Origin of the sequence: Actinopolymorpha rutila, assembly GCF_013407855.1 — a bacterium.
GTDB lineage: Bacteria > Actinomycetota > Actinomycetes > Propionibacteriales > Actinopolymorphaceae > Actinopolymorpha > Actinopolymorpha rutila.
Genome location: NZ_JACBZH010000001.1, coordinates 872,729 through 889,846, shown reverse-complemented (window position 1 = coordinate 889,846; position 17,118 = coordinate 872,729). Strand labels below are relative to the sequence as shown.

Here is a 17,118-nt window from a genome sequence, read left to right as displayed (position 1 = left end):
CAGGCTGATCAGCAGGCGGGTCAGCCGGCGAGGCCGAGTTCCTTGGCGGCGGTGGCGCTCGACTCGGCCAGGAACGTCGAGCAACGCTCGGCCTCGTCCGCCTCGCCGATCGAACCCGCCGCCTTGGCCAACGCGCCGAGGGCGCGAAGGAAGCCGCGGTTCGGTCCGTGCTCCCACGGCACCGGACCGTGGCCGCGCCACCCGCTTCGCCGCAGCGAGTCCAGGCCGCGGTGGTAGCCGACCCGGGCGTACGCGTAGGCGTCCAGGTCGCGCCCCTCGGCGAGCGCGCGTTCGGCCAGCATCGCCCAGGCGAGGGAGTACGTCGGGTGGGCGCGGGCGACGTCGGCGGCGTCGGCACCCTCGTCCAGGGCGGCGCGCGCGGCGGTGTCCTCCGGGAGTTCGGTGGCGGGCGGCTCGCCCAGCAGGTTCATGCTCATATGCCCATCCTGCCGCCTGCGTGGGTGCGCGCCCGAGGCGGATCGGGCACCCGGTCGCAGAGAACATGCGCGGGACCTGGGCCGGACATGGTCGCGGCGACGCCCCTCGTAGGCCCGGGATTACCAGGTCGTCCGAAGCGTCGCCGCTGTCCATTAAGTTTCGCGGACGTCCCGAAACGCGCGCAATACTCCAACCGGGGAGAGTTCCCGGTAATCGTGGCCGGATACGGCCGTCGGGCAACGCCGTCGGTAAACGTTGATCAAATCGAACGGTAAACGTTGCACCCGACGGTGACAAGACGATGACAATGCGGGCCACAAAGGCCGTCACAAGCCGGATCCACCGGCCGCCACGACGCGTACGCCTTCGCTCTTCACCCCGTCCCCTGAACGCGAAGGAGCCAGGACGGTGATCACCGTCCTGGCTCCTTGGTTCGAACGAATCGCGGGCCGTCGGCTGTCACCAGCCCGGTCGGGCCCCGCACACCTGCCGGCCGGCCGTGCCCGCGAAGGACCGGCCCGGCGACGTCACTTCCCGAGCGTCGTACCGGTCGAGCGGAGGTTCTCGCAGGCCTCGACGACCCGCTTGGCCATCGTCGCCTCGGCGGCCTTGCCGTACGCACGCGGGTCGTAGGCCTTCTTGTCACCGACCTCGCCGTCGATCTTCAGCACGCCCTCGTAGTTGCGGAACATGTGGTCGACCACGCCGCGGGTGTAGGCGTACTGAGTGTCGGTGTCGATGTTCATCTTCACCACGCCGAAGTCGAGCGCGGAGCGGATCTCCTCCAGCAGCGAGCCGGAGCCGCCGTGGAAGACCAGGTCGAACGGCTTCTCCTTGCCGTACTTCGCCCCGACCGCCTCCTGGATCTCCTTCAGGATCTCCGGGCGCAACTTGACGTTGCCCGGCTTGTAGACGCCGTGCACGTTGCCGAACGTCAGCGCGGTGATGTAGCGGCCGTGCTCGCCCAGGCCGAGCTCCTCGACGGTGCGCAGACCGTCACCGACGGTGGTGTAGAGCTTGTCGTCGATCGCGCCGACGATGCCGTCCTCCTCACCACCGACCACTCCGACCTCGATCTCGAGGATGATCCGGGCCGCGGCCGCCTTGGCCAGCAGGTCCTTGGCGATCTGGAGGTTCTCCTCCAGTGGCACCGCCGAGCCGTCCCACATGTGCGACTGGAACAGCGGCTCCTCACCGCGCTTCACCCGCTCCGCCGACAGCTCCAGCAGCGGCCGGACGAACTTGTCCAGCTTGTCCTTCGGGCAGTGGTCGGTGTGCAGGGCGACGTTGACGGGGTAGCCCTTGGCCACCTCGCGGGCGTACGCGGCGAACGCGGCCGCGCCGGTGACCATGTTCTTCACCGTGGAGCCGGACAGGAACTCCGCGCCGCCGGTGGAGACCTGGACGATGCCGTCGCTCTCCGCCTCGGCGAACCCCCGGAGCGCAGCGTTCAGCGTCTGCGACGAGGTGACGTTGATGGCCGGGTAGGCGAACGCGCCCTCCTTGGCGCGGTCGAGCATCTCGGCGTAGGCCTCAGGCGTGGCAACAGGCATGGGCGCTCCTCGAACTGGTCTGTCGATCCTGCTCACGCCAAGTATCGCCGAGGCGACCGTGCCCGGGCAGGCCACCCTCCGGCTCAGCGCGTCGCGGCCGCTGGGCTGGGCCTCCCGCATCCCGCGTCAGCGGGCCGGCTGCCAGGGCACCCGGCCGGCGTCGCTGGCCCGGGCGAGGTCGATGTGCACCTGGTAGCGGTCGCCGCGGTACCACGAGGTGATCTGTTCGACCGGGCGGCCGCCGGCGGTGGAGGTGCGGTCCAGTGCCAGCAGCGGCGCGCCGACGGTGACGCCGAGGATCCGGGCGGTCTGCGCGTCGGCGACCTCCGACCGCAGGGTCTGCTTGGCCGCGTCGATCACCACGCCGTAGGACCGGGAGAGTACGGCGTACAGCGACTGCGACAGGTCACGGTCGAGCAGGCCGGGCGCCCGGTCCGCGGCGTACCACCCGTCCTCCAGCGCCATCGGCACGCCGTCGGCGATCCGCAGGCGTTCGACGCGGTAGGCGGTCTGCGCCGCGGTGAGCCCCAGCGCGCGGCGGACCGGGGCCGGCGGAACGGCCTCGACCGAGCGCAGCACCACGGTCGCCGGCTCGTGGCCGCGGCGGCGCATGTCCTCGGTGAACGACGTGAGCTCCAGCATGGAGTCGACCCGAGGCGCCGCGACGAACGTGCCCTTGCCGCGCACGCGGTAGAGCCGGCCCTCGGCGACCAGCTGGCCGATCGCCTCCCGCACCGTCATCCGGGACACCCGGTGTGCGGCCATCAGATCGCGTTCGGACGGGATCGGCGCGTCCGGGCCGAGCTCGCCGTCGATCAGCGACTCGAGGATCCGCCGCAGCTGGGCGTGTTTGGGCACCGGACCGTCGGTGACCACCCGGTGACGTTCGTCCACCGTCGGCACCTCCCGTCCGGGCCGCCCACCAGGCGTTCTAGGGTCGCTCCGACACCGTGAGCAGCTTCGTCGCAGGCATAGTGCCACGACGGCGTGCGCCCACACACGAGCCTCGCTGACGATTTCGGAGTCGCCGCATGACCACCCAGATGGCCCGGGAGATCGCTGAGCAGCCGGACGCGGTTGCCCGGACCCTGGACGGTCTCCGTCCGCTGCGCGGCGAACTCCACCGCCTCGCCGAGGGCACCCGCCAAATCCTGTTCGTCGCCCGCGGCTCCTCCGACAACGCCTGTGTCTACGGGCGCTACCTCGTGGAGACCCACGCCCATCGGATGGCGGGACTGGCCGCACCGAGCGTGGCCACCCACTACCACGCCGAGGTCGACCTCACCGACGCGCTGGTCGTGTGCGTGTCGCAGTCCGGTGAGACCCGGGAGATCGTGGAGACCCAGGAGTGGGCGGCCGGTCGCGGTGCCCGGACCGTCGCGGTGACCAACGACGGCGAGAGCTCGCTGGCCCGGGGCGCCGACCTGACCCTCGCCACCGACGCCGGCCGCGAGTACGCCGTACCCGCCACCAAGACCTACACCACCCAGCTCGCCGCGATGGCCGTCCTGGCCACCGCCCTCGCACCCGATCCGACCTCCCTGGACGCCGACCTGGCCCGGGTGCCGGAGCAGATGTCCGCACTCGTCGAGCGGCGGGAGGGCGTGGACGCCGCCGCGGCCCAGCTCGCGAAGTCGGCGGAGACGCTGGTGTCCGGGCGAGGACTGCTGTTCGGCACCGCGCTGGAAGTGGCGCTGAAGCTGGAGGAGACCTGCCTGCGTCCGGTCCGCGGCCTGTCGTACGCCGACCTGCGGCACGGCCCGATCGCGGTCGTCGACGCAGACGTGGCCGCGATCGTGGTCGCCGCGAAGGACGGCCCGGTGGTGGGCGGGCTCACCGAGGTCGCCACCGACCTGGGCCGCCGGGGCGCCACCACGATCGGGATCGGCGGCGACGCGGCGTTCGGTGCCGCGTGCGCGCTGTCGGTGCCGGGCCCGGACCTGCCGGAGATGGTGGCGCCGCTGGCCGCCGTCGTACCCGGTCAGCTCATGGTGGAGAGCCTGGCCCGCCGGCTCGGCCTGGACCCCGACGCACCGCGCGGACTGTCCAAGGTCACCCAGACCGACGCGGGCTGAGCCCCAGCCTCGTCTTCCTCCCGTTCCTCAAGTACGCCTCGAACGCCTGGAACTCCGTCTCGGCCCGCGACCGGATATTCGGTCGCGGGCCGTCGCATGTCCGCACTAGGGTCGCGGCCATGTGCGCGTGCGCGTTCTTCGTCCGCCTGCGGTTGGACCGCCCCACCGACCCCTCGGTGACGGTCTGACCCAGGTGTCCCCGCGCTGACCCCGGCGTTTCCTCGCCGGCCCGGCGTCTGCCGGCCGACCCCAGGCGTCTCCGACCTCCCGAGTGCTCTCGGTGGGGCCTTCTCACGGCTCCCATTCGTGACCGCACCTCGAGGACGTCATGCCTGCCCGTACGCCCCGCTCGTCCACCCCTGCCCGCCGTGAAGCTCGCCGTGGCGCTCGCCGCACTTCCACCCGTACCTCCGCCCGCACGGCCCACCGTCCGTCCACCGTCAACCACCACGGGATCCATCTCCTGCGGTCCGGTACGGCGGTGCGCGGCCTGGTCGAGTCCGCCTGCCTCGGACCGAACTCCCTGGTCCTGGACCTCGGCGCCGGCCCGGGAACGCTCACCGCTCCACTCGCCCGCACCGGCGCCCGGGTCCTCGCCGTCGAACGCGACCCCGGATTCCTCGCCCGGCTGGAGCGCAGGTTCGGCGACCATCCGAACGTCCGGGTGGTCGCGGGCGACCTGGCGACGGTGCCGTTTCCGCGGCGGCCGTTCCAGGTGGTCGCGTCCATTCCGTACGACCTGTCGACCCGGCTGCTGCGCAGGCTGTTGCCGGACGCGAACGGCGGCGCGAGCAACCTGGCCGCCGCCGACCTGGTGGTCGAGTGGGGCTTCGCCCAGCGGGTCTGCCGTGCGGTGCCTCGCGACCTGGAGACCGCCCGGTGGGGTGCGACGTACGAACTGCGGGTCGTCCGCCGGGTCCGGGCGGCGGCGTTCAAGCCCGTGCCGGCGGTGGACTCCGCGCACCTGCGGATCCGGCCCCGTCCCGGGCAGGCCGGCCGGCGGGTTCGGCGGGTGCTGTACGCGATGCTGGCCGAGGCGTTCCGGTGTCCGGACCAGCCGGCGCGGGCCGTGGTCGCCGAGGTGGCCGGCCGGTCGACGGCGCGCCGGATCCTCGGTGACGCGGGCCTGGACCGGGGAGTGCGCGCGGGTACGGTCCCGGTCGACCGGTGGGCCGACCTCGCGCGGTGCGCGCTCGACCTGTCCCGGAGGCGGCCGTGAAACGGCGGAGCTGCCGACGGGTGGCGCGACTGCGGCGGTGAGCCGCCGTCGGCTCACCTGCGTCCGCGCGCCTCCGTCGCCGGGCTGTTATGGCCGCGGCCCAGCAGCGGGCGGGTGTCGACCGCGCCGTCGACGATCCCGTCGGCGAGGTCGGCCAGCCGGATGCGGTTGCGTCTGGCGTACCCACGCAGCACGGTGAACGCCTCGTCCACCCCGAACCCGCCGCGTTCGGCGAGGACGCCCTTGGCCTGCTCGATCACCACCCGGCTGTCCAGCGCCGACCGCAACTGCTGGGCGAGTACGCCGGAGTGCCGCAGCTCCCGACGGCGGACGACGGTGGCGGCGGCGACGTCGGCCAGCCCCTGGGCAAGCGCCAGCGCGTCGTCGCCGGGCCAGGTCCCGGTCGCAGTCCCGTTCGCGGGGGCGGCGCGGTGCAGGATGACGGCGCCGATCACCTCGCCCGGCACCCGCAGCGGTAGGGCGTACGCACCGGTGTAGCCGGCGCCGAGCGCCAGCGCCGCGAACCGCGGCCACCGGTCCAGGGCGGTGCCCAGGTCGGGCGTACCGACCGCGGCGTGCGTCCGGTAGCAGTCCACACCGGGACCGTCCGGCCCGGCCAGCGCGGCGGCCTCGACCTGGGCGACCACGTCGTCGGAGGAGGCGGCGACGCCCAGCATTCCGTCGGCGTCGGCGAGCAGGACACCGGCCGCGCCGACGTCCAGCAGCGACGTGGCCCCGCGAACGAGCGAGCCGAGCTGATCGTCGACGCCGTGGTCGTCCGGCGACCCCGCGAGCGCAACGAATGCCGCGATGAGTTCCCGCTCGGTCACTGTCCGCATCGAGCAAAGGTTAGACCTGCACGTCCGCCCTGTCGTCACCGGACCGGGCGACTGGCAGGGGAGGACTGCGGGATACCTGATGACGTTCCGGAACGAGACGGTCACTTTTTGTCCGACAATCCGGTAACCCCGGGTTCCGGCACCGCTACCGGACCGCTATGGTCATCTCGCGATTGGCCGCAGGTGGCCATCGCGGTTGCCGCCCGGGTCCCTGGCAGCGGCCACACCTCTCGCTCGCGGCGTCCGATGCGGTTCCGACCCGGAAGCTCGACGCGAAGTCGAGGAGGCATGCCCCAGCCGACCACGCGCCACCGCGCATCGCCGGCGAGCAGCGTTCACAGCGTCGTGGGCCCGTCGCGAGACGCCGGTTCGAACCGCCGCCCGCGACGACCTGACATCCCGCCGAGCACCATGCCGTACGCCCGGTGCGCCGCGCGGTCGCAGGAGGGGGCGACCGCGAGCCCGCCGAGGTTCCGCACTGGTGCTTCCTGCCGGTGGCGAGGGGGACCTCCACCGGCCCGGCGCCGGAGCGGATTTCGGAGGCGGATCCGCTCCGGCGCCCACCGATCTCCCCGGGTCCGGCCACCCGTCCACCACTCCGGCCGGCCCGGGGAGGCCGCACGCCTGTGAAGTTCCGCGTCCCGCCTACGGCGATCGGGGGACGCCGAGCCACCGGCGGGCCCGCGCGGTCGGCCGTTCGGCAGAGGTGGCGGCCCGTCCGCGTGGCGAGGCTGGACACATGAGCAGACGACCGCCCGCACCGGCGCACCCATCGACACCCGCACCAACTCCGGCACCACTTCCTGCATCGACTCCGGCACCGGCGAGCGCGCCCACACGGTGGCCGGTGAGGCTGGGGTACGCCGCCACCGCCTGGTCCGCGCTCTACGCCGTACTCGGTCTCTTCTGGACCGCGGGCGGCCCCGGCTTCCCCTTCGGCGCCGGCCAGGATCCGGCGCCGTTCGAGTCCGTCCTCGGTTCGGTACCGGCCGCCGTGGCCGCGCCCGCTCTCGCCGCGTTCGGGATCCTCGGCGCGGTGCTCGGCCTGGTGGCCACCCGCGCCCTCGCCGCCGGCCGGACCATCGGCCCGGCCGCGCCGGTGTTCGCCGGATACGCCGCGCTCAGCGCGCTGGCCCTGCTGGTGGTCGTCCCGGACCGGCGGGTGCTGATGCTGGTGGCGTACGCGCCGATCCTCGCGGGAGTCGGCCTCTACGTCCTGGTCACCGGCTCCTCGATGCCGCACCTCGGCGACCCGGGGCTGTGGACGGTCACCCACCAGGCGGTGTTCGTGCTCGGCGGCCTGGCGTGGGCAGGTCTCGCGCTGGCGACCGCCCGTCGGTACCGCGCCGTCTGCCTGGCCTGCGGCCGTACGCCCGGAAGAGTCTCGCGCTGGACCGCGCCCGCGGCGGCGGCGAGGTGGGGACGCTGGGCGGTCGGCCTGGCCGTGGTGGTCCCCCTCCTCTACGCCGCGACCCGGTGGGCGTGGGCGCTCGGTGTGCCGCTCGGCATCGACGCGGAGTTCTACCGGCAGGGCAAGGAGGACGGCCTGTGGACGGCGGGCGCCGCACTGGGGTCGCTCGGCATCCTCGGCGCGGTCCTCACCCTGGGGCTGGTCCGGCACTGGGGCGAGACCTACCCGCGCTGGGTGTGGTTCCGGGCCGGCCGGACCGTGCCGCCGAAGGTCGCGATCGTGCCCGCGACGCTGGTGTCGGTCATCGTCACCTCGGCCGGGCTGGAGTACTGGCGGCTGATCCAGCGTCCGGAGTTCAGCCACCAGTGGTGGGCGACCATGGGCCCGGAACTGCTGTGGCCGCTGTGGGGTGCCGGGCTCGCCGCCGCCACGTTGGCGTACCACCTGCGCCGGCGCGGCACCTGCCGGACCTGCGGTCAGGGCTGAGCCGGTGAGCCGCTGAGCCGAGGCGCCGGGGCCGGCCGGCGAGCCGGCCATCCGGAGGCGGGTCGTGATCGACAGACCTCGGCGCGCGCCGGGCCGGTCCGCTCCGGCTACGGTAGGCGCGCGGGGTCCCCGATCCGGAGGTGGCGAGTTGTCCGAACGCAGGTCGGTCGAGTGCTGGCTCGCCGACATGGACGGCGTGCTCGTCCACGAGGGCCATCCCGTCCCCGGTGCACCGGAGTTCGTCGCCCGGCTGCGCGAGTCGGGCAAACGGTTCCTCGTCCTCACCAACAACTCGATCTACACCGCGCGCGACCTGAGCGCCCGGCTGCAGTCGGTGGGACTGGACGTCAGCGAGGACCTGATCTGGACGTCCGCGCTGGCGACCGCGACCTTCCTCGCCGACCAGGCGCCCGGCGGCAGTGCCTTCGTGATCGGCGAGGCGGGGCTGATCACCGCCCTGCACGGCATGGGGTACGTCCTCACCGACCGCAACCCCGACTACGTCGTACTCGGCGAGACCCGCACGTACAGCTTCTCCACCATCACCACCGCCATCCGGCTGGTCGAGCGCGGCGCGCGGTTCCTGGCCACCAACCCCGACACGGTAGGCCCCTCGCCGGAGGGCCCGCTGCCGGCGACCGGTGCGGTAGCGGCGCTCATCACCAAGGCGACCGGCATCGAGCCGTACTTCGTCGGCAAGCCGAACCCGCTGATGATGCGCAGCGCCCTCAACCGCATCGAGGCGCACTCGGAGACCACCGCGATGGTGGGCGACCGGATGGACACCGACGTCATCTCCGGCATCGAGGCCGGGCTGCGCACCGTGCTGGTGCTGTCCGGGGTGACCCGGCGCGAGGACGTCGAGCGCTACCCCTACCGCCCGTCGCTGGTGGTCGACTCCGTCGCCGACCTGGTGGACGAGGTCTGACGCGCCCTAGGCGCCGGCGTCCTGGTCGTAGCGGTGCCGGCGTACCCACGCGTGCATCGCCACCGCCGCGGCCGCACCCGCGTTGACCGAACGCGTCGAGCCGTACTGCGCGATGGAGAGTACGTCGGTGCACGCCTGCCGGGCGGCCTCGGACAGGCCCGGACCCTCCTGCCCGAACAGCAGGACGCACGCCCGCGGCAGGTCGTACGTCTCCAGCGCGACGGCACCGGGCAGGTTGTCCACCCCGAGCAGCGGTAGGTCCTGCTCCGCGGCCCATGCCAGCAGCGCCGCGACGTCGGGGTGGTGGCGTACGTGCTGGTACCGGTCGGTCACCATCGCGCCGCGGCGGTTCCAGCGCCGCCGGCCCACCACGTGGACCTCGCGGGCGAGGAACGCGTTCGCGGTACGCACCACCGAGCCGATGTTCAGGTCGTGCTGCCAGTTCTCCACCGCGACGTGGAAGTCGTGCCGGTGCCGGTCCAGGTCGGCCACCACCGCCTCCCGTCGCCAGTAGCGGTAACGGTCGACCACGTTTCGCCGGTCGCCGTGCCGCAGCAGCTCGGGGTCGTAGCGCGGGTCGTCGGGCCACGGCCCGACCCACGGGCCCACGCCGACCTGCGGGCCGGGCAGGTCGGGCTCGTCCTCGCGCAGAAGCTCGTCGCGCCGGGCCTCGTCGTGCTGGGGCTCTTCGTGCTGGGGCTCTTCGCGCAGGGGCTCTTCGCGGCGGCCGGGCCGCCCTGGATCGTCACGGAGTCGCACCGCACCATCTTCGACGGATGCCGTGGACTCCGGCCCGCGACCCCCGCCTCGGCGACTCCCCGCCCGCGCCCATCCATGCCGACGTCGCGTACCCGAGCCGGACGGGCATTCGCTCACATTCCGGGCAGGCCCGCCGAAACATCCGCGACACGAGTTCGGACGGCTCGGAGAGGTTCCGGGGTTGGCCAGCTAGGCTCTCTGGGTGCCACCCACGACGACACTCGCGCTTCTTCCCTCCTGGCTCGACGCCCAGCAGATCCTCCACACGCTCGGCCCCTACGCGCTGGTCGGGGTGCTGCTCATCATCTTCGCCGAGTGCGGGCTGCTGGTCGGGTTCTTCCTCCCGGGCGACTCGCTGCTGTTCACCGCCGGTCTGCTGGTGGCGACGGGCGCCATCGGCACTCCGCTGTGGCTGGTGTGCGTCCTCGTCGCGGTCGCCGCGACCGTGGGCAACCTTGTCGGCTACGCCATCGGCTTCCGCGCCGGACCACGAGTGTTCGGGCGGGAGGACTCGCGGCTGTTCAAACGGGAGTACGTCGACAAGACGCAGGACTTCTTCGAGAAGTACGGCGCCCGCGCCATCGTGCTGGCCCGGTTCGTCCCCATCGTGCGGACATTCATCACCGTGACCGCGGGCGTGGCGAAGATGGACTTCCGCCGCTACGCCACCTACACCTCGATCGGCGCGGTCGCCTGGGGCGCCGGTGTCACCGTCCTCGGCTTCTTCCTGGGCCGGATCGAGCTGATCCGCACCAACATCGAGCTGATGCTGGTCGCGGTCGTTCTCGTCTCGGTGGTGCCGATCGGCCTGGAGTACCTCCGGATGCGGGCGGCCCACCGCAACCGGCGCCCGGCCACGCCGGCGCCGGAGGCGGAGGCGGAGGCGGAGACCGAAACGCCCCGGGCCGACCGGCGCAGCTGACCGCGGCTACCGCCGGCGGCGCCGGCTACTGGTCGCCGGGCGGCGTCTGGGACGGAGTTCCCAGCGCGCCGAAGTCGATCGCCGGCGCGGCACGCACCTGTGCCTCCTCGACCTCGAAGTACTCCGCCTCCTCGAAGCCGCAGCGGGCGGCCAGCAGGCTGGAGGGGAACGCCTCGACGCGGGTGTTGTACGCCCGTACGTTCGCGTTGTAGAACCGCCGACCGGCCGCGATCCGGTCCTCGGTCTCGGCCACCTGCCGCTGCAGGTCCAGGAACTCCTCGTCCGCACCGAGCGCCGGGTGCCGGTCGGCCACCGCGAACAACCGCCGCAGCGCCTCCGCGAGCGCCGCCTCCCGGCCGGCCCGTACGGACAGGTCGGCGCCTCCACGCGCCGCCACCTCGGCCCGCCGGGTGACCTCGGCGAACACCTCCTCCTCGCCGTGCCCCGCCCCGGCGTCGGGCTCAGCGCCGCGGTCCCCGCCGGTGACGTGGGTACGCACCGAGGCGAGCAGGCCGGGCACCAGGTCGTACCGGCGGTGGAGTTCGACGTCCACCTGCCGCCAGGAGTCCTGGACGAGGTTGCGCTGGCTGACGAACCGGTTGTACGACACCACTCCGCCCGCGACGACCAGCACGACGAGGACGACGGCGGCGGCAATCCAGATCACGCGGACCTCGTTTCTGCGGCGGGCCGGACTCGTCCGGGACAGTAGGGCTAACTACCCCAGGCCGAGGTCGGTGAGTCCGTAGACGTACCGGTAGGGCAGCCCGGCCGCCTCGACCTTCGCCTGCGCACCGGTGCTCCGGTCCGCGAGGACGGCCACCGCGACCACGTCAGCGCCCGCCTCGCGCAGCGCCTCCACCGCGGTGAGCACCGACGAGCCGGTGGTCGAGGTGTCCTCCACCGCGAGCACCCTCCGGCCGGCCACGTCGGGCCCCTCGATCCGGCGCTGCAGGCCGTGCCGCTTCTCCTCCTTGCGGACGACGAACGCGTCCAGCCGCCGCCCCTGGACCGCCGCCGCGTGCAGCATCGCGGTGGCCAGCGGGTCGGCCCCGAGCGTCAGGCCACCCACCGCGTCGAAGTCGAGGTCACCGGTGAGCTCCAGCATCTGCCGTCCCACCAGCGGCGCGGCCGCACCGTCGAGGGTGATCCGGCGCAGGTCGATGTAGTAGTCGGCGGTCTTTCCCGACGACAACGTGACGGTCTCGCGGACGATCGCCTTGGACATGATCTGGTCGAGGAGTTGCGAACGCTCACTGGGCACGGCGGAAAGCTTAGGACACGCTCCGAGCCGGTCCCAGGGTGTGTTGCGGAGACGGCCTCAGCGGCGGCGCATCCGTACGCCGCGGGCGGCGGCCCGCACCAACGGCCGCGGTGCGTACCTCGCGGCACCGGCGACCAACTGGTAGCGGGCCGTCGGCACCACCACCGGGCCGGACCGGCCGGAGTCCAGGTGGCGCAGGCTGGCGTCGACGATCTCGGGTGGGGTCAGCCACATGAAGTTCGGCAGTCCCTGCACCCGCAGGCCGGATCGCTGGTGGAACTCCGTCCGCACGTACCCAGGGCACACCGCGAACGCGCGCACGCCGGTGCCGATCAGGTCGTTCGCGACGCCCTCGGTGAAGGTCGTGACCCAGGCCTTCGCCGCGCCGTAGGTGCCGTACGGCGCGAACCCGGCCACACTGGAGACGTTGATCACCGCGCCGGTGCGCCGCGCCAGCATGCGGGGCAGAGCGGCCTTGGTGAGCCGCAGCACCGCGACGACGAGTACGTCGAGGAGGCGTTCCTCGTCGTCGGAGCTGCTGTCGAGGAAGCCCTCGCCCATTCCGTAGCCGGCGTTGTTGACCAGCAGGTCGACCACCGGCTCGCCGGTGCGCAGGCGATCCTCGACCGTAGCCAGATCGGCCTTGTCGGCGAGGTCGGCCGGGAGGACCTCACAGTTCACCCCGAAACGGCCGGAGAGTTCGGTGGCGAGAGATCCCAGCCGGGCACGGTCGCGGGCGACGAGCACGAGGTCGAAGCCACGACCGGCGAGGGCCTCGGCGTAGGCGCGGCCGAGGCCGGCGGTGGGCCCGGTGACGAGAGCAGTAGGCATGATCTCCGACGTCAGACGCGCAGGCGCCGGGTCGTGGTGAACCAGGGGCGGGCGGCCGGCAGCCACAGCATCACGGCCGCGACGGTGCCGGTGACGAGGAGGGCGAGCCCCACGACGGACAGGCCGGTGAGGACGAAGTTGAGGACGTTCGCGACCGCGAGGACCGTCGCGAGCATCCGGGCCCAGGGCTGCCCCTTGCCGTTCATCACCGCCATCAGGATCCACAGCGCCACGGACAGCACGCCGAGCACGACGAACAGCGTCAGGCTGGTGTTGACAGTCGCCTCGATCTTGTCGGGGGTGAGCGGCTGCTTCTGGCCGCTGAGCATCTTGCGGGCGTCGGCGGCGAGCCGGTCGCGGGAACCGAACACCGCGACCGCCGACACCGCCGACAGCGCCGCGCCGAGATACATGAGGTAGACCGCGATCTGGACGACGCGGGGACGCTGGGTCGGCCGCGCCGGCGCGTCCTCCTCACCGCGAGGCCACGCGGGCATCGGCGGCATCCCGGACATGCCCGAGGACCCGGACGTGCCGGAGGTCCCGGACGTGCCGGGCCCGGGTGAGTTCGTCTCGCTCATGCGGACCTCCTGGTCGTGTGTCCCCATCCTCGCCCACGCGGGTACGCGTACCGACTGCCACCTTGCCATCGGTGACGGTTCCGGCGCGCGACCGACCCCGGACGGTGCTCCCGCTCGGCAGCCCGCCGGGTGCGCTGCCGGAGGCGCTCCGGGCAGTTGGCGGCACTTTCGCGCAGTAAGGTCGGTCACCGTGACGCACCCACGGATGGCCGCCCGCCTGCAGGGTCTCGGAACGACGATCTTCGCAGAGATGTCGGCGCTCGCGCTGCGAACCTCCTCGATCAACCTCGGCCAGGGTTTCCCCGACACCGACGGCCCGACGCGCATGCTGGACGCCGCGGTGGACGCGATCCGGTCCGGTGAGCACAACCAGTACCCACCGGGCATCGGCATCGCCGCCCTGCGCGAGTCGGTGTCCGCGCACCAGCGCCGCTTCTACGACCTGGAGTACGACCCCGACACCGAGGTGCTCGTCACCGCGGGCGCGACCGAGGCGATCGCGGCCGCGCTGCTGGCGCTGGTCGAACCCGGCGACGAGGTGGTCGCGCTGGAGCCCTACTACGACTCCTACGCGGCCGGGATCGCGATGGCCGGCGGGCGGCGCGTACCGGTCACGTTGCGGGCACCGGACTTCCGGCTCGACGTCGACGCTTTGCGCGCCGCGGTCACTTCGCGCACCAAGCTGCTGCTGATCAACTCACCGCACAACCCGACCGGCACGGTGCTCACCGCGGACGAGCTGGCCGCGGTCGCCGAGCTCGCCGTCGAGCGCGACCTGCTGGTGGTGACCGACGAGGTGTACGAGCACCTGTCCTACGACGGCGCGCCGCACATCCCGCTCGCGACGTACCCCGGAATGCGCGAGCGGACCGTGACCATCTCCAGCGCCGGCAAGACGTTCGCCGTCACCGGCTGGAAGATCGGCTGGGTCTGCGCCACGCCGCCGCTGGTGGCCGCGGTGCGCACCGCCAAGCAGTTCCTCACCTACGTCTCCGGCGGGCCGTTCCAGCCTGCGGTCGCGGAGGCGCTGGCGTTCGGCGACGACTACTACACCGACCTGCGGTCGTCCCTGCAGGGGAAGCGGGACCTGCTCAGCGCGGGCCTGTCGTCGCTCGGGCTGGACGTGTTCGTGCCCGGTGGGACGTACTTCGTCACCACAGACGTACGACCGCTCGGGTACGACGACGGCGTGGAGTTCTGCCGGATGCTGCCCGAACGCTGCGGCGTGGTCGCGATCCCCCACGAGGTGTTCTACGACGACAAGCAGGCCGGGCGTCCCCTGGTGCGCTGGGCGTTCTGCAAGCGGGACGAGGTGCTGTCGGAGGCGGTGGAACGGCTGCGGTCCGGGCTGAGCGGTGGTCCGCGCTAGCAGGCGTGGCCTATTCGGCCGTGGCCTCCGCGGCCGGGCCGTCGGCGTAGAGCCGGGTGACCTCGGCGGCGCTGCGCACCATCAGCTCACGCAGCTCCACCGGCTCCAGCACCTCGAGGTCCGGGCCGAACCGGAAGAACTCCATCCGCGCGTGGGTGGGCGTCTCGATCGGCAGCGTCGCCCGCACCCACCCGTGCTCGTCCGGCGGCCCGGCGGTCTCGCGCAGCGCCCGGGCCGCGTGCGGGCCGAGGTAGTAGGGCACCAGGTCGCGGGCCAGCGGTGACAGCCGCACGACCGCCTCGGAATGGAACAGCCGAGCGCGGTAGTCCTCGGCCCAGGACGCCCAGTAGGCCGCGAGGTCGAAGTCGGCTACGCGTTCGAAGCGGTCCGGCCGCAGGGTGAGCGCGCGGATCCGGCCGACGCGGTAGCTGCGGAAGTTGCCGTCGGCACGGGCCGCGACGTACCAGACCCCGGTCTTGAAGACCAGGCCGTACGGCTCCAGCACGCGGGTCACCTCGTCCCGGCCCCACGGCTCGTAGCGCACCTCCACCAGCTGCTGGTTCCACACCGCCTCGGCCAGCGCGGCCAGGTGCTCTGGCCGCTCCACCTCGCGGAACCAGTTCGGCGCGTCCAGGTGGAACCGCTCCCGGATCCGGCCGGCGCGCGAGCGCAGCTCCGGCGGCAGCGCGGCCAGCAGCTTCACCTGTGCGGCCGCGAGCACCGAGCCGAGGCCGAGCTCGGCCGCCGCGTCGTCCGGGATGCCGGCGAACAGCGACTCCGCCTCGTCGCCGGTCAGCCCGGTGAGCTTCGTCCGGAATCCACCGAGCAGCTGGTAGCCACCGGCCGGGCCGCGGTCGGCGTAGACCGGGACGCCGGCCGCCGACAGCGACTCGACGTCGCGGTAGACCGTGCGGACCGACACCTCCAGCTCCTGGGCCAGCTCGGGTGCGGTCATCCGGCCGCGGGTCTGGAGCAGGAGCAGCAGGGACAGCAGCCGGCTGGCGCGCACGTCCGCTCCCTTCCTCGGGCCTCTCGTTGGAATCTTCTCGTACGTACCTGACAGTACGTGGCAGGTATCCCGGCGATGGTTAGCCGCGTGCCCGGCCGTGGGCATGAGCATCCGCGACGAACCAGGGAGAACCCGCCCATGTCGAACGCCTCGACACCCAGCACCCCGAGCGCACCCACCACCACATCCGCGAACTCGGCCGAGGACCGGCGGGCGAGCACGGAGCCGGACGGCACGTTCGCGTACACGGCCTGGGAGGAGACCCAGCCGGAGCCGGGCGAGGAGCTTCCTCGGGTGGCGCACGCGTACACCACCAACACGTTCACCGGCGTGATCGACGGCACCGGCAGGGCCCACCACGTGATGTTCTACGGGCCGGGCGAGGGCCAGTGGGGCGCCGGTCGCTACCACGGCTACGAGAAGGTGACCGGCACCGTCGGCGGACGTACGGGCAGCTTCGTCCTGGCCCACGACGGCGGCTTCGCCGACACGACGGTACGCGCGGACTGGACCGTCGTACCCGGGTCGGCCACCGGCGAGCTCACCGGTCTGCGCGGCCGGGGCAGCTTCGTCGCCCAGCAGGGTGTCGGTGCTGTGGAGTACACATTCGACCACGCCTTCGACGAGCAGCAACTCCCCAACTGAGCAACCCAACTGAGCAACCCGAACGGAGCGAAGGAGCCCCGCGATGAGTGACACCGTCCGGCCCGAGTCGGCCGCGCAGTCCCAGGCCGCCGCAGAGTCCGCCGACCAGTCCGCCACCCGGTTGTACGACGCCAGCATGGCGCGGACCGCCGCCCTGTTGCGCGACGCCGACCCGAGCACACCCGTCGACGCCTGCCCGGGCTGGACCGTCGAGGCGCTGGCCGCACACCTGGCAGGAGCGCTGGCCGACTTCCTGGCCCAGCGGTTCGACGTGGCCGGCGGGGACGACTTCGGGGAGCGGACCGTGCGCGAACGCCAGGGGCAGGCCGTGGCCGAGTCCCTCGTGGAGTGGGAACGCCACCGGGCCGGCGCCGAGCAGATCCTGGCCTCGCCGATGGGCGGCGTTCTCGTGTCCGAGGTCGTCTCCCACGAACAGGACCTGCGCACCGCGCTGGGGCGGCCAGGTGCACGCGACGACCGGGGTGTGAGGGTCGGGCTGGACAGGCCGCTGGACCAGATCGGCCAGCGGCTGCGGGAGTCCGGCGGGCCGGCCGTGCGGCTGGTGATCGACGACGACGAGCCGCGGATCATCGGCGAGGGCGAGCCGGTCGCCACGCTGCGGGCGTCGGCGTACGACCTGTTCCGCACGATCGGCGGCCGGCGCACCCGCGACCAGGTGCGCGCCCTGGACTGGGAGGGTGACCCCGAGCCGGTGCTGGACTCGCTGCCACTGTTCGGGAGCTACCGCGACGCTCCGTTGCGGGGCGAGTAGCCAGGTTACGGGGACGC

General features: G+C 72.8%; 18 protein-coding genes. 8 read left to right on the top strand and 10 right to left on the bottom strand.

Going from position 1 to position 17,118, the window contains the following annotated elements:
- Positions 1–20: 20 nt before the first annotated feature.
- From F4554_RS03890 to F4554_RS03880, 3 genes are all read right to left on the bottom strand, one after another.
- The gene (locus F4554_RS03890; RefSeq protein ID WP_179786093.1) at positions 21–437 is read right to left on the bottom strand and encodes a DUF3151 domain-containing protein; all 417 of its coding nucleotides are present in this window, start codon (positions 435–437) and stop codon (positions 21–23) included.
- A gap of 528 nt (positions 438–965) precedes the next feature.
- Positions 966–1,991, bottom strand: a complete 1,026-nt coding sequence (fbaA, locus tag F4554_RS03885; RefSeq protein ID WP_179786092.1) for a class II fructose-bisphosphate aldolase — start codon at positions 1,989–1,991, stop codon at positions 966–968.
- A gap of 126 nt (positions 1,992–2,117) precedes the next feature.
- Positions 2,118–2,885, bottom strand: coding sequence for a UTRA domain-containing protein (locus F4554_RS03880; protein ID WP_179786091.1), 768 nt, complete (start codon positions 2,883–2,885; stop codon positions 2,118–2,120).
- Positions 2,886–3,022: 137 nt separating this feature from the next.
- Here F4554_RS03880 and F4554_RS32895 point away from each other — a divergent pair, with 137 nt between their 5' ends.
- Positions 3,023–4,066: an SIS domain-containing protein gene (locus F4554_RS32895; RefSeq protein ID WP_179786090.1), complete on the top strand. Its 1,044-nt coding sequence runs from the start codon at positions 3,023–3,025 to the stop codon at positions 4,064–4,066.
- A gap of 328 nt (positions 4,067–4,394) precedes the next feature.
- Entirely contained in the window at positions 4,395–5,285 is an 891-nt protein-coding gene (locus tag F4554_RS03870) for an rRNA adenine N-6-methyltransferase family protein (RefSeq protein ID WP_179786089.1), read from the top strand.
- Positions 5,286–5,338: 53 nt separating this feature from the next.
- Here F4554_RS03870 and F4554_RS03865 read toward each other — a convergent pair whose 3' ends face one another.
- Complete coding sequence (locus F4554_RS03865; protein WP_179786088.1) at positions 5,339–6,124, bottom strand: GAF and ANTAR domain-containing protein; 786 nt, start codon at positions 6,122–6,124, stop codon at positions 5,339–5,341.
- 847 nt (positions 6,125–6,971) lie between these two features.
- On the opposite strand from F4554_RS03865, the gene F4554_RS03860 reads away from it, so the two are divergent.
- Positions 6,972–8,021: a hypothetical protein gene (locus tag F4554_RS03860; protein WP_179786087.1), complete on the top strand. Its 1,050-nt coding sequence runs from the start codon at positions 6,972–6,974 to the stop codon at positions 8,019–8,021.
- Positions 8,022–8,208: 187 nt separating this feature from the next.
- Entirely contained in the window at positions 8,209–8,949 is a 741-nt protein-coding gene (locus F4554_RS03855; RefSeq protein ID WP_179791283.1) for an HAD-IIA family hydrolase, read from the top strand.
- Between the two features lie 6 nt (positions 8,950–8,955).
- Here F4554_RS03855 and F4554_RS03850 read toward each other — a convergent pair whose 3' ends face one another.
- Entirely contained in the window at positions 8,956–9,600 is a 645-nt protein-coding gene (locus F4554_RS03850) for a TrmH family RNA methyltransferase (protein ID WP_202889646.1), read from the bottom strand.
- 310 nt (positions 9,601–9,910) lie between these two features.
- On the opposite strand from F4554_RS03850, the gene F4554_RS03845 reads away from it, so the two are divergent.
- Entirely contained in the window at positions 9,911–10,630 is a 720-nt protein-coding gene (locus F4554_RS03845; RefSeq protein ID WP_179786086.1) for a VTT domain-containing protein, read from the top strand.
- 25 nt (positions 10,631–10,655) lie between these two features.
- Here F4554_RS03845 and F4554_RS03840 read toward each other — a convergent pair whose 3' ends face one another.
- The 4 genes from F4554_RS03840 to F4554_RS03825 all read right to left on the bottom strand — a co-directional run bounded on the left by F4554_RS03840 (position 10,656) and on the right by F4554_RS03825 (position 13,306).
- Positions 10,656–11,297, bottom strand: a complete 642-nt coding sequence (locus F4554_RS03840) for a LemA family protein (RefSeq protein WP_179786085.1) — start codon at positions 11,295–11,297, stop codon at positions 10,656–10,658.
- Between the two features lie 51 nt (positions 11,298–11,348).
- A complete protein-coding gene (gene pyrE / locus F4554_RS03835) occupies positions 11,349–11,858 on the bottom strand; it encodes an orotate phosphoribosyltransferase (RefSeq protein WP_202889643.1) in 510 nt (169 codons plus the stop codon).
- 93 nt (positions 11,859–11,951) lie between these two features.
- The gene (locus F4554_RS03830; protein WP_179786083.1) at positions 11,952–12,725 is read right to left on the bottom strand and encodes an SDR family NAD(P)-dependent oxidoreductase; all 774 of its coding nucleotides are present in this window, start codon (positions 12,723–12,725) and stop codon (positions 11,952–11,954) included.
- An 11-nt stretch (positions 12,726–12,736) separates the two neighbouring features.
- Positions 12,737–13,306, bottom strand: a complete 570-nt coding sequence (locus F4554_RS03825; protein ID WP_179786082.1) for a hypothetical protein — start codon at positions 13,304–13,306, stop codon at positions 12,737–12,739.
- 205 nt (positions 13,307–13,511) lie between these two features.
- Here F4554_RS03825 and F4554_RS03820 point away from each other — a divergent pair, with 205 nt between their 5' ends.
- Positions 13,512–14,675, top strand: a complete 1,164-nt coding sequence (locus F4554_RS03820) for a pyridoxal phosphate-dependent aminotransferase (RefSeq protein ID WP_179791281.1) — start codon at positions 13,512–13,514, stop codon at positions 14,673–14,675.
- A gap of 10 nt (positions 14,676–14,685) precedes the next feature.
- Here the strand turns inward: F4554_RS03820 and F4554_RS03815 are convergent, their stop codons facing one another.
- On the bottom strand, positions 14,686–15,684 hold the full coding sequence (locus F4554_RS03815) for a WYL domain-containing protein (RefSeq protein ID WP_179786081.1): 999 nt from the start codon (positions 15,682–15,684) through the stop codon (positions 14,686–14,688).
- A gap of 138 nt (positions 15,685–15,822) precedes the next feature.
- Between F4554_RS03815 and F4554_RS03810 the strand changes: the two genes are divergently transcribed.
- Positions 15,823–16,329 (top strand): DUF3224 domain-containing protein, encoded by a 507-nt coding sequence (locus F4554_RS03810; RefSeq protein ID WP_179786080.1) that lies wholly within the window; start codon positions 15,823–15,825, stop codon positions 16,327–16,329.
- A gap of 43 nt (positions 16,330–16,372) precedes the next feature.
- Positions 16,373–17,101, top strand: coding sequence for a maleylpyruvate isomerase family mycothiol-dependent enzyme (locus F4554_RS03805; RefSeq protein ID WP_179786079.1), 729 nt, complete (start codon positions 16,373–16,375; stop codon positions 17,099–17,101).
- Positions 17,102–17,118 lie beyond the last annotated feature (17 nt).

Excerpts from the sequence above, each read along its gene's own strand:
- F4554_RS03825 (WP_179786082.1), bottom strand. The coding sequence starts at position 13,306 with ATGAGCGAGACGAACTCACCCGGGCCCGGCACGTCCGGGACCTCCGGC.
- F4554_RS03870 (WP_179786089.1), top strand. The coding sequence starts at position 4,395 with ATGCCTGCCCGTACGCCCCGCTCGTCCACCCCTGCCCGCCGTGAAGCT.
- F4554_RS32895 (WP_179786090.1), top strand. The coding sequence starts at position 3,023 with ATGACCACCCAGATGGCCCGGGAGATCGCTGAGCAGCCGGACGCGGTT.
- F4554_RS03830 (WP_179786083.1), bottom strand. The coding sequence starts at position 12,725 with ATGCCTACTGCTCTCGTCACCGGGCCCACCGCCGGCCTCGGCCGCGCC.
- F4554_RS03820 (WP_179791281.1), top strand. The coding sequence starts at position 13,512 with ATGGCCGCCCGCCTGCAGGGTCTCGGAACGACGATCTTCGCAGAGATG.
- F4554_RS03865 (WP_179786088.1), bottom strand. The coding sequence starts at position 6,124 with ATGCGGACAGTGACCGAGCGGGAACTCATCGCGGCATTCGTTGCGCTC.
- fbaA (WP_179786092.1), bottom strand. The coding sequence starts at position 1,991 with ATGCCTGTTGCCACGCCTGAGGCCTACGCCGAGATGCTCGACCGCGCC.
- F4554_RS03810 (WP_179786080.1), top strand. The coding sequence starts at position 15,823 with ATGTCGAACGCCTCGACACCCAGCACCCCGAGCGCACCCACCACCACA.
- F4554_RS03855 (WP_179791283.1), top strand. The coding sequence starts at position 8,209 with ATGGACGGCGTGCTCGTCCACGAGGGCCATCCCGTCCCCGGTGCACCG.
- F4554_RS03805 (WP_179786079.1), top strand. The coding sequence starts at position 16,373 with ATGAGTGACACCGTCCGGCCCGAGTCGGCCGCGCAGTCCCAGGCCGCC.
- pyrE (WP_202889643.1), bottom strand. The coding sequence starts at position 11,858 with ATGTCCAAGGCGATCGTCCGCGAGACCGTCACGTTGTCGTCGGGAAAG.
- F4554_RS03890 (WP_179786093.1), bottom strand. The coding sequence starts at position 437 with ATGAGCATGAACCTGCTGGGCGAGCCGCCCGCCACCGAACTCCCGGAG.